This is a genomic window from Pseudomonas sp. 9Ag, from assembly GCF_902506445.1.
Lineage (GTDB): Bacteria > Pseudomonadota > Gammaproteobacteria > Pseudomonadales > Pseudomonadaceae > Stutzerimonas > Stutzerimonas stutzeri_AB.
This window is the reverse complement of sequence record NZ_LR733836.1, coordinates 4608668-4620394: the sequence shown is the minus strand read 5'-3', so window position 1 is coordinate 4620394 and position 11727 is coordinate 4608668. Positions and strand designations below refer to the sequence as shown.

Sequence of the window (11727 nt, the reverse complement as noted above, 5' to 3'; positions counted from 1 at the left end):
ACCCACCCCCGTCCCTTTTTCCAGTGGTGGGTTTTCTGAACCCGCCTAGCTATTAGCCCGCCGCTTCGCTGTATTCAATGCCAATCGTGTTCAACAAAGCCCAAGAGGCACACGATATGGCCGCACAAACCAACCCCGCCCAACTCCCCCGGCGCTTTATCAAGCTGGCCAAGGTGAAGGACTACACCAGCCTTTCCACATCCGAAATTTACCGGCGCATCGCTGCCGGAACCTTCCCCGCTCAGGTCACCCTTGGGCCGAAGTCGGTCGCCTGGATCGAATCGGAAATTTTGCAGTGGTGCGATTCGCTCGCTGCTCAACGCGGGGAGGCTGCATAAATGACCGACACAAAAAAGGCCGACCAACAGGCCAGCCCAAAGAAAACGCAGCTTCATAGTACCAGCGTCGAAGCGCAGCGTGCCCGTCTGCTGACACGTTTACGGATGGGCGCACTCGACACCTTCACCGCCCGCCGTGAACTTCACGTCATGCACCCGGGGGGGCGCATCAAGGAACTGCGCACCGCTGGCCATCCCATCCGCACCGAACGGGTCACGTTGACCGATGAGGACGGCATTACCCATAACGGCGTCGCCCTTTACTACCTGAGCAGCACCAGCGCGGAGGCAACAGAATGAGCGCGCCGCACTCCATCGCCGTGTGCTGGGGCCATCTACTGCCGGACCCTTCGCGCCTTAACACCCTTTCCGCCGATGATCTGGACGCCATCGAGCGCACCGCCGAGTGCGAGGCTATGACTGTCGGGCACGGCATCGCCGCCATTGGCGAGCTGCTGGCCAACACCGCCGACGCTGGCGAGCTTACCAACCATACCGCGCGCGACATTGGCTGGCTGCTCCAATCGCTTGGCTACCTATCGGGCCGGCTCACTGACGTGGCCAACGGAGCGGAGTACGAGCTGAAGCGCCGTAAAGCCACCGAGCCACACCCCACCGCAGAGGGCTAAACCATGACCATTCAAAACGGCGCCCGCGCGCCGAGGGGATCGGCTTGCCTGGAGAAAGCCGAACTGGCTTTCCGCGACGCCCTGCAAGCCACATTCGGCCCACTGGATTGGCTGCCAATTGCAGACGGCACCATTCACCGTTTCCGCGTGCCAGACGACAAGCCCGGCACCCTTAACGGCTGGTACGTCCTACACCTGGACGGCATCGCGTCGGGTGCGTTCGGCAGCTGGAAGGCGGGAGGCTCAAGCACCTGGAGCAGCCGCAAACCAGCCGACCCGATGGAAACCGAATTGATCCGCCAGCGCATCGAGCAGGCACGCCACCAGCGCGAAGCGGAGCAGCACCAGCGCCAGCAAGCCGCAGCCATCGAGGCGCAACGGCTATGGAACACCAGCGCCCCGGCTGACCCGCGACACCCATACCTGAGCGCCAAGGGCTGCAATTCCCATGGGCTGCGCCAGCGTGGCGAAGTCCTGTTGGTTCCGCTCTACCTATGGCGCGTGCTGGTCAACCTGCAACGCATCGCAGCGGACGGCGACAAGCGGTTTCTGTCTGGTGGCCGGGTGAAGGGTTGCTATTCACCAATCGGCACACTGGAGCCAGGCCAGCCGCTGTACGTCTGCGAAGGTTGGGCAACTGGCGCCACTATCCACGAAGCCAAAGGCGCCGCCGTCGCCTGCGCAATGAATGCGGGCAATCTGCTGGAAGTCGGGCGCCACCTACAGCGGCACTACCCGGACAGCACTTTGATTATCGCGGGTGACGATGACCGCCAGACCGAGGGCAACCCCGGACGCACCGCAGCCACCCAAGCCGCCGCCGCGCTGGAATGTGGGCTGGTCCTGCCGCCCTGGAGCGGAGCCGAGCCGCCGAGCCTTTCCGACTTCAACGACCTGCGCCAATGGCGGGAGGCGAATCAATGAGCAACCTTGCCGAACTGATCCCCGAACCCGTACCGGCACCCGACCCGATCGCGGACACACTCGCCAGGAGCAAGCAAGATCCCGGAGCGATCTTCGAACCCGAAGTGCTGGCCCTGCTGCGCCAGGTGAGAGACGCCGACCCTGCTCGCTGGGCACGCGTTCGTCACGCGGTGAAGGAAGCCAAGACGGTAAGCATGGTCGACTTGGACAAGCTGACCAGCCCAGCCAACGAAGCTGCCGGGGGCACCGATGAGCTATTCCCCGAGGTCACGCTATGGCCTGATCTAGTGGACGGTGCCGAGCTGCTGGAAGCATTGGCCGCGATCATTCGCCGCCATGTGATAGCCGACCCGGCCACCGTTCACGCCGCTGCGCTGTGGACCGCTTTTACATGGTTTGTGGACGTGGTGAACGTGGCACCGATTGCCAACATCACCGCCCCGGAGAAGCGTTGCGGCAAGACGGTAATGCTTGGCGTGCTGGCACGTCTAGCCTGCCGCTCGCTGGCCGTCTCCAACATCGCCCCGGCTGCGTTGTTCCGCGCCCTGGAGCTGTGGACGCCAACCCTGTTGATTGACGAGGTGGACGCCTTCTTGGCCGAACACGAGGAAGCACGAGGCATACTCAATGCCGGGTTTACGCGTGACTCCGCTTTCGTGATTCGCTGCGTTGGCGATGACCACATGCCCACCCGGTTCAATGTGTGGGGCGCAAAGGCGCTATGCGGTATCGGGAAGATTGCCGACACCCTGTCCGACCGGAGCATTCCGCTACGCCTGCGCCGCAAGCTACCGGGGGAGCGTACGGTAAAGATTCGTCACGCCGACCCCGCCGCCTTCGCCGAGCTTGTGAGCAAGCTGGCACGCTTCGCTATCGACAACCGAGAGGCCGTCCGCACAGCCAGACCCGCCGAAGTGGACGGCCTGAATGACCGCGCCAACGACTGCTGGGAACCGCTGCTAGCCGTCGCGGAAGTGGCCGGGGGCAACTGGCCGCGCATAGCCCGTAATGCTGCCGCGACACTTCACGGCCTGGAGGAAGACACCCCCAGCATCGGCGCGGAGTTGCTGGCTTCGATCCGCGACGCTTTCGACACCCGCCGCGCCGAGCGTCTGGCGACCGCCGATCTATTGGAGGCACTGGCCGAAGATGAGGAAGCGCCGTGGGCTGCGTGGAACCGAGGCAAACCCATGACACCGCACCAGCTTTCCAAGCGACTTTCTGAGTTTGGGATCAAGCCGAGCACCCACCGCATCGGCTACAAGGTTGCCAAGGGTTACAAGCGGGAGCAGTTCACCGAAGCGTTCAAACGGTATCTGTCCGCTGACACCCCCGCGACAGCCGTAACACCGTCACAAGCCAGCAACCACGCGGCTTACAGCGGTTTTAAAGGCGTAACGCAAGCGCCCATCGTTACGGATAAAAACAGGCTGAAAGCAAGCAATGGCGCGGCTTGTGACGATGTTACGGACAAAGACAGGGTACAGACCGAAGACAACGCGGAGTACTTCGGATAATGGCCGCCCTGGACCACCTGCGCCGGGCCGGTCTGACTGTCGAGTGCGTGGCCGACCGGCTGCGCGTCTCGCCGGTCGAGCGCATCACCGACCCAATGCGCCAGTTCATTCGGGAGCACTTGGCCGAGCTGCTGGCAGAGCTGAGCGCGGCCAACGACTCAACGCACATATCCAGCATCGAGCCAAAGCGCACCGCCTGGAAGATAACCCGAGCAGGCCAGCCGCTTGGCTACATGGTGGGCCAGCCTATGACCTATTCCGAAGCCATAGCCGCCGTTCGCTGGCGCTGGCCTGATGCCGAACTAGACGGCGCACCAGAGGAGCCGAGTCTATGAAAGCTAGCGAAGCTCGAACGCTCAAGCTGTCGCCCGTGCTGCGCGTGGTCTAAGGGGTGGCCTTGGGTCCTCCTGACGGGGTGGGCCTATGGGGGTGATTCGTGCCCCGCCCTTTCGCTTCATATGGATTTTTGGGGGCTTCCACCGCTTCCGGTTCCGCCTTCACCCGAAAGCCCCGCCAGCACGCCGCAGCGGCCACCAGCAATGCGGAAACGACCGGCACCAGTTGGCCTATTGCCCAGCACCAGCGCCCGACCGGCGAAGCCTGGAGCGAGACAACGAAACAACAACCAACCCACCAGACAGCGCCGTATATAGCGAATGGTCACGGCACGAACCACCCGCACCCGTGCCGCCCTGCCGGGAGGACCCTTTGTGGGAGGGGGTGGGTTGAAAGTTCATCGCTTCGCTTTCCCGAACGATAGGGGGAGCCACATTCTTGTTTCCCCAAAATCCGCATTCCCCGCATGACCCGATAAGCCGATCACGACAGCGGTTCGCAATGTTCGCGCTATTGGTTCGCAGTCCTGGTGCGCAAGCTGGTACGCAAGCTGGTACGCACGGAAAGCACGCATTTTTCACGCGCACTTTCCACGCAGCACCCCGTTTCGGGGAATCAACCCCATGAAAGCCGGTTTAGTGACCAGTACGCGCACGCACGCGAGGCAGGAAGGGTGATATCAGGGTGAGGCGAACGGCAAGATTACGGCAAGGTTAGTGCAAGGGTGACCGGTCAGTGACCATTCGCGGTGACCAGTCGCAGCGGTAGGACGAGACGAGATTAGGGCGAGGTAACCCCAAGATCACCGCAAGGCGATACGGTAAGGTCACGGTAAGGGTAACGGGGCGATTACGGGGAGGAACCCCAAGGTTGCCCCAAGGGGGAGGCTGAAAAACAATCAATGGATTTCAGGCACCCCGGCACGGTTTCCAAAGTAGACAGGTTTAGATTCCAATCCCCTGACAGCAGGCCGGAGCACGCTAAGAAAACACCAAGGCACAACAGCGCCCAGAAACCTCAAAACAGGGGCAGCAAAAGAAAAAGCGGGTAGATTTGTGCGTAGATTATTTACCGATCACAAGCGAAACCCTTACATCACGCAGCTTTCAGCGCGCAGTTCGGTTCCGTCCCTGGCACCACTAATCCGAACAAAAAGGCTCACCCATGCGGTGGGCCTTTTTGCTTTCTGCCGCTTACTTTCTGCTACGAACCCTTCGTCTGCGGCCCAGCAGCAGCCTCTCTTCGCAACACCGAGCGCATCAAGCCAATCGCCCTGCCCTGCGCGGCATCTATGTCCGCCGCGAACCAGCGCGCCTCAGGTCAAGACGACCTGCGCGGCATCCGGCACCGAAATGCCGGCTTACATTTTGTATCAACGCCTCTCAAATGATGGCTTCCCCAGTCGAACGCCCGAGGCAGAGCACTTAATGCCCGGCGATAACACCCGCGAGATAGCCATTGGCGTCAGCGTGACGACAAAGCTAATGCCAATTATTTTCATTTAGTTTACATTCCCGCCCCGATTTCCCAACAACACCAATATCGGGAGCTTCTCGTGTTCCGCAAATCCTGTCTGTGTCTGTCCATTTCGCTCGCGTCGATTTCCTTCTTGTCCGTCCCGGCCTTCGCCGAAAAGGCCGCTGAACTTGAGGCGGTAACCATCAGCGCGACACGCGCCCGCAGCGAAGCCGGCAAGACGCCACAGAAAATTACGGTTATCAGCCGCGAGCAGATCGAACAACAACTGGCGATTACCTCGGATCATGGCGCTGTGCTAAGCAACCTGATTCCGTCCTATTCGCCAAGCAGGCAGAAGATGAGCAGCGCCGGCGAGACTTTCCGCGGCCGCTCGGCGCTGATTCTCATCGACGGCGTACCGCAGTCCACACCGCTGCGTGACAGCCAGCGCGACGGTTACGTCATCGACCTGTCGATGGTCGAACGCATCGAAGTCATCCACGGTGCCAGTGCCGAGCACGGTCTGGGCGCTACGGGCGGTATCATCAATTATGTCACCCGCCGCCCGGCCAGCGGTGCGCTGCGCCAGCACGCGGGCGTCAGCTTCACCGCACCCGGAGACTACGAGTCCGAAGGACTGGGCTACAAACTTGACTACCGTGTCGAAGGCACCCAGGGCGATCTCGACTACCTTGCCGCCGCCAGTTGGCAGACTCAGGGCATGTTCTACGACGCCAATGGGGATCTGATCGGCGTCGACGACACCCAGGGCGACGTGATGGATTCGACCGGCACCGATCTGCTGCTCAAGCTCGGCTACTGGCTGGATGACAATCAGAACATCGGCTTGATGATCAATCGCTACGAAGTCGAAGGCGAACACGAGTACGTCAACGTACCGGGTAACGCCAACGCTGAGATTCCCGCCACTTCGCGCAAAGGCGACCCGCAGGGGAAGGCTCCTCAGAACGAAACGCTGGCCACCAGCCTGTCCTACAAGCATGCCGATTTCTATGGCAACGCACTGGGCCTGCAGCTTTATACCCAGCGATTTCGTGCACGTTTTGGTGGCGGCACGAACGCCACTTTCCAGGACCCCAGCATCGCGCCAGCGGGAACGCTGTTCGACCAGTCGCAGAACGAGTCTGACAAGATCGGCGGCAAGCTGACCGTCAGCCGCGACGGCATGCTCGACAATCGCCTGATGCTCACCGGCGGTCTTGATGTGCTGCAGGACACTACCAGCCAGCAGCTGATCCTCACTGATCGGGAGTGGGTTCCAGAAACGGTATTCCGTAACTATGCCCCCTTCCTCCAGGCCGAGATCCGCGCCCTCGACCAGTTGACCTTCCACGCGGGGGTGCGTCATGAATTCGCCGACCTCGACGTCGACGGCTTCCGCACCATCGCTTCGACCAAACCGGTGGGCAATGTTGACGTTGAAGGGGGCAACCCGACCTTCGAGGAAACGCTCTACAACGCCGGTGTGGTCTGGCAAATGAATGACTGGGCGCAACTGTTCGCCAACTACTCGGAAGGCTTCGGCATGCCGGATGTCGGTCGCGTGCTGCGGGGCATCGGCACTCCGGGAACCAGTGTGGACAACTTCCTCGACTTGCAACCGGTCGTTACCGAAAACCGTGAAATCGGCTTTCGCCTGAACCATGGCCCGTTCAACGCAGAGATCAGTTACTACGAGTCGGATGCCGAACTCGGATCGCGTCTGGACAGCGTGGGCGGGGTCTATCAGGTTCGCCGCGAGCGCACCGAAATCGATGGCATCGAGTTCACCGGTGGCTGGCAGATCACCGAGGCGCACCGCCTGAAACTGATGTATGCACAGGTCAACGGCCAGTCCGATACTGACGATGACGGCAAGGTCGATACCGACCTCAATGGTGCGAACATCTCGCCGGATCGCTATGGCATCGGCTGGCAGGCCAACTGGAACGACAAGCTGCACAGCCTGTTGCAGGCCAACCACTACGCCAGTAGGAGCTTCGATCAGCCTGGGCTGGATTTCGATGGATACACCCTGGTCGATGCCACGCTGGGTTATCGCCTGCCGGTCGGCGAAGCCCGCTTGGGGATCGAGAACCTGCTCAACGAGGACTACCTGACCTACTACTCGCAGGCGGCCAATACCGGCGCACCCGCAACCCGCAACGGGCGAGTGTTCAACGGCCGCGGACGCACGTTCACCCTCGGTTATCAGGTCAGTTTCTGAGGCCATGGCCGCAGCCGCGACAAAGCCTGATAGGCAAGTTCCCAACCATCGATGGTCACGCAGCGCCAGCCTGGCGCTGCGTGTTGTCGCGGCCATTGGTGGCGGCTATGCCTGCACGGTCGCGCTAGCCTCGGCAAGCGCGCAACTGCTGGTCCTGTTTGGCAGCATCGCGCGCAGCGAAGCGGTAATCCTGGCTGCAATGCTGGGCTTTATCCTCTACCTCGTGTTGCTCATCTGGAGTTTCAGCGAGCCCAGACTCTGGCGGGTCTGGGCGCTGCTGCTGACGGGCATCCTGATCGGAGGGGCGCTAAGCCAATGGCTAGCTCCCCTGCTAGGGACAGACTGAATGGCGCCTGGTAGCGGCTTTCGGCAGTCGATGTCATGGCTCCACACCTGGGCGGGCGCGCTATTTGGCGGCTTGCTTCTGGCAATCTTCTGGACCGGCTCGCTTTCAGTCTTCGATCGGGAAATCGACCGCTGGATGCAACCCGACACACGCCTTCCGCCGCCTCCCGCGGAGTTCTCGCTTGACCGGCTCGTTGTCCCTCATGCGCGCCAACTGGCGCAGGACGCTCCAGTCTGGAGCATCAGCCTGCCGACTCCGCGCGTGCCGACGCTTCAGCTTGACTACCAGCGCCCACAACAAGATGCCGTGCGCCGTCATATCGATCCGCGTACCGGTGAGCTGTTGGCCGACCAGGGCAGCTGGGCCGGCACCCGGTTCATCTTTCCCTTCCACTTCAGCCTGCACCTGGGCTGGCGCAGCATCGGCTACTGGCTGGTTGGCGCGGCTGGAATGGGCATGTTGGTGCTACTGACGTCCGGCGTCGTCGCGCATCGGAAGCTGATCGCCGAATTCTTCACGTTTCGACCGCGCAAGCGACTGCAACGCAAACTGCTAGATCTGCACAACCTGACCGGTGTGCTGGTCTTGCCGTTTCACTTCGGCATCAGCCTGTCGGGGCTGATCATTTTCTATTCGATCTATTTCCCCGGCATCACCCAGGTCCTCTATCCACAAGGCCGGGCGCAGCTCCAGCTGGAGGCGCTGGGTAATTACTCACGCCCGGCAGCCGGACTGACCGCAGAGATCGCGTCGCTGGACAGCATGCTGACGAGCGCAAAAGATGTTTGGGAAAGCAGCGGCACGCCTGGCCAAGCTTACTTCGTGCGGGTCTGGCATCCAGGCGACCGTAACGCCTATGTCGAGGTTCGCCGCTCCCATGCCAACGAGGTGACGATGAATGTCGATCGGCTGACGTTCGACGGCACCACGGGTGAGCTGCTGCACCAGCACTCGGCCGCCCCTGTTGCTGGCGTGCAGCGCTTTCTGACAGGCCTGCATTTCATCCAGTTCGAGCATTGGACGCTGCGCTGGCTCTATTTCATCGGTGGCATGAGTGGCTGCGTGCTAATCGGCACCGGCCTGCTGTTCTGGTCAGGCTCGCGGCGCGCCAGGCATGAACGTCAGGGACGCATTGGCACACGGGTGGTCGACGCTGTGAGCGTGACGGCCGGCCCAGGGCTGATTATCGCGACGCTGATCTTCTTCGTCACAAATCGGCTGCTGCCCGCTGGCAGTGAATGGTTTGGCCACAGTCGTGCTGAGCTGGAGATTTGGGCGTTCTATTTGAGCTGGCTTCTGGCACTGGCGCATGCTGCGTGGTGCCCCGCGCAGGAGTGGCGCCAGCAATTGCAATGTGCTGCCGTACTGGCTGTTACAGCGGTGGCGCTTAATGCACTCACCACCGCTTTTCTACTGCCGCTCAGCCTGTTTTCCGGATCTGCCGCCGTTGCAGGCATGGACATGATGCTGCTGGTACTCGCTGGGCTCTGCCTGCTGGCGTCGCGACGAATTCGAAGGGCCCAGATCAGCGCACCACCCGCCTCGCGCCCTTCACGGATCGAACCGCCTCATGCCTGAACTGCTCGCCTCGATGTTGGCATTCGCGCTGTGCTATTTCGCCTTCGCCCTGTTGGCACTCTCCCAGGCGCCGCATCGCAAGGCCGTCGATCCGCTGGCCCATGCAGCTTCGCCTGCGGGTCAGTTTGCTCGATTGGTCGTTGCGGTAACGTGCCTCACCGCTGCGCTGGTGATTCTGCTGAAGATACAGGGCAGCGGTTTCGGAGCGGTGCTCTGGGCGCTGCTGCTCAGCGCCTCTGCCTTCACGCTGTCATTGACGTTGAGCTGGAAGCCCGACTGGCTGCGCCTGTTGCTAAGGGGCTTTTCCTCGGCCAGAAATATCCACTAAACCGCTCCGACCGGACCGAGCCCCTGACCGCCGGCTCACCCCCACGCACCAAGGCGCAGCAGCGCTCAGCAGAGAAGGCTGACTTTCGCGCCGCGTGAGCGGCCCAGCACGGCATTGCGCCCCGTCTTATGGCCAATGACCAGGCCCAGATGTTGAGGCTCTCCGCTGCCGCCTGGTCACCGCTTCTTGTCCTTGTCGTAACAGCCAGAACCCAGGTCGTATTTGGGCAAACCTCAACCTTACCGGTCAGTATAGTTTCAGCTGTCACCACGCTGAGATCTGCACCATGGACAAAACCAGAACGCGCTTGATTGATTCGGCGCTGAGACTGTTCCTATCGCACGGTGTGCATATCACTGGGGTAACAGCCATCGCCTCTGTGGCCGGCGTTACCAAGATGACGCTATACAGCCACTTCCCATCCAAAGATTCCTTGATAGTGGCCTGTCTTGATGAGCGCGACCGGCGCTGGCGTGAAGAGGTAGCGCGCACCTTGGCGAAGCAGCCCGATCCGGTCAGCAGCATGCTTGCTTTTTTCGACCTCTATGAGCGCTTTCTTCTGCGAGACAGCGGGCGCGGGTGCTTGTTTGTCAACAGTGCGGCTGAGTTCCCGCAGCCGGACCATCCTGTGCGCCTGGCAGTCAGTCGGCATAAACAGGGAATTCGCGAGAATCTCTCGGCGTTGGCCGCGAGCGCCGGTGTACGGGACCCTGATATAGCGGCTGAAGGCCTGTTTATCTTGCTGGAGGGCAGTTTTGTCAGCGGTTCGATGAACCAGGACACGCCGGTATTCGATACAGCTCGAAGGATGGCTCAGGGCTGGATCCAGCAACAGGAATCACAGGAGAAGAGCGCATGACACTCGGCCTGCTGGCAGCAATTGCTGCGACCTTTTCCTGGTCACTGCTCTTTATCTTTCCGCAACTGGTTGGCGACTACAGCGTTTTCGATCTGGCCGTGGTGAGCTACGCCTTTGCCGGCGTGGGCAGCGCGATAGTGCTGTTCATCTACCGTCGTGAAGTTCGACAGTTGCGGCTGAACGACTGGGCATGGGCAGCGCTGCTGGGGTTCCTGGGCTATATCGGCTTCTTCTTTCTGATCACGACGGCGGTATTGGCTGCAGGTCCGGTGATTCCTCCGGTCATGATGGGCTCCGTCCCGATAGTGCTCGCCATCACTGCTAACTTGCGAAGCTCCAGCATCCCCTGGCGCGCAATTGCCGGTCCGCTGGTGATGGCAGCCCTTGGGATAGGGGTGGTCAACTACAGCGTGTTCAACGCAAGCGGGGCGATGGTGGACCGCCCAACAGGCTCAATACTGTTTGGGCTGCTTGCATCACTGGTGGCTATTGCCTTTTGGACGGGGTTCGGCCTGTTCAATGAAAGCGCTTTGGCCAAACGCCCAAAGATGTCACCGATGCTGTGGTCGGCCATGCTGATTTTCAGTTGCGCCGTTGAAATGCTGGTCTTTATCCCGGTTGGGCTCTACTTGGAGCTGTCCAATTTCGCTATCCAGCCAGGCGAGGTGGCGGGAACTCAGGCGCTGATAATCAGTGGAATGGTGCAAGGCCTCGGCGCCACACTGGCTGCAGCGTGGGCATGGTCAGTTGCAACTCGCAGGCTACCCCTCGCGCTCAGCGGTCAGTTGATCGCCAGTGAAACCCTTTACGCGACGGCACTGGGCCTGCTCATTTCGCAACGCTGGCCGTCTACTGCCGAAGCGCTTGGCACGGGGATGCTGTTCATAGGCGTTGTGTGGGCTATTCAGGCGTTTTATAGCAGGCAATCGCGCATCAAGAGCATGGCCGTCTAACGCAGCCGGGATAGCTGGAGGCCAATGAGACGAAGCTTAATTTGCGGACGCTCTCCTGCGGCCCGCCAGCAGGCCTGGCGCACCGCAACACGACAGTGCAGCGGCGAAAGCTCTACTTGGGCTCGGGAAAGCTCGTCCATCCGGCAGAGGGCTGGCACTTCCTTGAGCCTTAAACGCTCCGCAACAGCAATTTCTGGTGAGTATTCCCTGGCCAAACGCCGTCTACCCTTCTGA

At 61.2% G+C, this 11727-nt stretch carries 12 protein-coding genes; all 12 read left to right on the top strand.

The window, feature by feature from the left end; all coding sequences use genetic code 11:
• The first annotated feature begins 116 nt into the window (after positions 1-116).
• The 12 genes from ALTERO38_RS21095 to ALTERO38_RS21040 all read left to right on the top strand — a co-directional run bounded on the left by ALTERO38_RS21095 (position 117) and on the right by ALTERO38_RS21040 (position 11493).
• Positions 117-338: an AlpA family transcriptional regulator gene (locus tag ALTERO38_RS21095; protein ID WP_159969604.1), complete on the top strand. Its 222-nt coding sequence runs from the start codon at positions 117-119 to the stop codon at positions 336-338.
• The gene (locus ALTERO38_RS21090; RefSeq protein WP_159969603.1) at positions 339-638 is read left to right on the top strand and encodes a helix-turn-helix domain-containing protein; all 300 of its coding nucleotides are present in this window, start codon (positions 339-341) and stop codon (positions 636-638) included. It begins immediately after the preceding gene.
• The gene (locus ALTERO38_RS21085; RefSeq protein ID WP_159969602.1) at positions 635-967 is read left to right on the top strand and encodes a hypothetical protein; all 333 of its coding nucleotides are present in this window, start codon (positions 635-637) and stop codon (positions 965-967) included. Before ALTERO38_RS21090 ends, ALTERO38_RS21085 begins: the two co-directional genes overlap by 4 nt.
• 3 nt (positions 968-970) lie before the next feature.
• Positions 971-1891, top strand: coding sequence for a toprim domain-containing protein (locus ALTERO38_RS21080; protein ID WP_159969601.1), 921 nt, complete (start codon positions 971-973; stop codon positions 1889-1891).
• A complete protein-coding gene (locus ALTERO38_RS21075; RefSeq protein WP_159969600.1) occupies positions 1888-3408 on the top strand; it encodes a DUF3631 domain-containing protein in 1521 nt (506 codons plus the stop codon). Before ALTERO38_RS21080 ends, ALTERO38_RS21075 begins: the two co-directional genes overlap by 4 nt.
• A complete protein-coding gene (locus ALTERO38_RS21070) occupies positions 3408-3743 on the top strand; it encodes a hypothetical protein (RefSeq protein WP_159969599.1) in 336 nt (111 codons plus the stop codon). Before ALTERO38_RS21075 ends, ALTERO38_RS21070 begins: the two co-directional genes overlap by 1 nt.
• Before the next feature lie 1556 nt (positions 3744-5299).
• Complete coding sequence (locus ALTERO38_RS21065; protein ID WP_159969598.1) at positions 5300-7429, top strand: TonB-dependent receptor; 2130 nt, start codon at positions 5300-5302, stop codon at positions 7427-7429.
• Between the two features lie 4 nt (positions 7430-7433).
• Positions 7434-7775, top strand: a complete 342-nt coding sequence (locus ALTERO38_RS21060) for a hypothetical protein (protein WP_159969597.1) — start codon at positions 7434-7436, stop codon at positions 7773-7775.
• A complete protein-coding gene (locus tag ALTERO38_RS21055) occupies positions 7776-9353 on the top strand; it encodes a PepSY domain-containing protein (protein ID WP_159969596.1) in 1578 nt (525 codons plus the stop codon). It abuts the gene before it with no gap.
• Positions 9346-9681 carry a DUF3325 domain-containing protein gene (locus ALTERO38_RS21050; RefSeq protein ID WP_159969595.1) on the top strand — a complete coding sequence of 112 codons (336 nt, stop codon included), beginning with the start codon at positions 9346-9348 and terminating at the stop codon, positions 9679-9681. The genes ALTERO38_RS21055 and ALTERO38_RS21050 overlap by 8 nt, the downstream gene beginning before the upstream one ends.
• A gap of 286 nt (positions 9682-9967) precedes the next feature.
• The gene (locus ALTERO38_RS21045) at positions 9968-10540 is read left to right on the top strand and encodes a TetR/AcrR family transcriptional regulator (RefSeq protein WP_159969594.1); all 573 of its coding nucleotides are present in this window, start codon (positions 9968-9970) and stop codon (positions 10538-10540) included.
• The gene (locus ALTERO38_RS21040) at positions 10537-11493 is read left to right on the top strand and encodes a DMT family transporter (protein WP_159969593.1); all 957 of its coding nucleotides are present in this window, start codon (positions 10537-10539) and stop codon (positions 11491-11493) included. Before ALTERO38_RS21045 ends, ALTERO38_RS21040 begins: the two co-directional genes overlap by 4 nt.
• Positions 11494-11727 lie beyond the last annotated feature (234 nt).

Excerpts from the sequence above, each read along its gene's own strand:
- ALTERO38_RS21095 (WP_159969604.1), top strand. The coding sequence starts at position 117 with ATGGCCGCACAAACCAACCCCGCCCAACTCCCCCGGCGCTTTATCAAG.
- ALTERO38_RS21090 (WP_159969603.1), top strand. The coding sequence starts at position 339 with ATGACCGACACAAAAAAGGCCGACCAACAGGCCAGCCCAAAGAAAACG.
- ALTERO38_RS21085 (WP_159969602.1), top strand. The coding sequence starts at position 635 with ATGAGCGCGCCGCACTCCATCGCCGTGTGCTGGGGCCATCTACTGCCG.
- ALTERO38_RS21080 (WP_159969601.1), top strand. The coding sequence starts at position 971 with ATGACCATTCAAAACGGCGCCCGCGCGCCGAGGGGATCGGCTTGCCTG.
- ALTERO38_RS21075 (WP_159969600.1), top strand. The coding sequence starts at position 1,888 with ATGAGCAACCTTGCCGAACTGATCCCCGAACCCGTACCGGCACCCGAC.
- ALTERO38_RS21070 (WP_159969599.1), top strand. The coding sequence starts at position 3,408 with ATGGCCGCCCTGGACCACCTGCGCCGGGCCGGTCTGACTGTCGAGTGC.
- ALTERO38_RS21060 (WP_159969597.1), top strand. The coding sequence starts at position 7,434 with ATGGCCGCAGCCGCGACAAAGCCTGATAGGCAAGTTCCCAACCATCGA.
- ALTERO38_RS21055 (WP_159969596.1), top strand. The coding sequence starts at position 7,776 with ATGGCGCCTGGTAGCGGCTTTCGGCAGTCGATGTCATGGCTCCACACC.
- ALTERO38_RS21050 (WP_159969595.1), top strand. The coding sequence starts at position 9,346 with ATGCCTGAACTGCTCGCCTCGATGTTGGCATTCGCGCTGTGCTATTTC.
- ALTERO38_RS21045 (WP_159969594.1), top strand. The coding sequence starts at position 9,968 with ATGGACAAAACCAGAACGCGCTTGATTGATTCGGCGCTGAGACTGTTC.
- ALTERO38_RS21040 (WP_159969593.1), top strand. The coding sequence starts at position 10,537 with ATGACACTCGGCCTGCTGGCAGCAATTGCTGCGACCTTTTCCTGGTCA.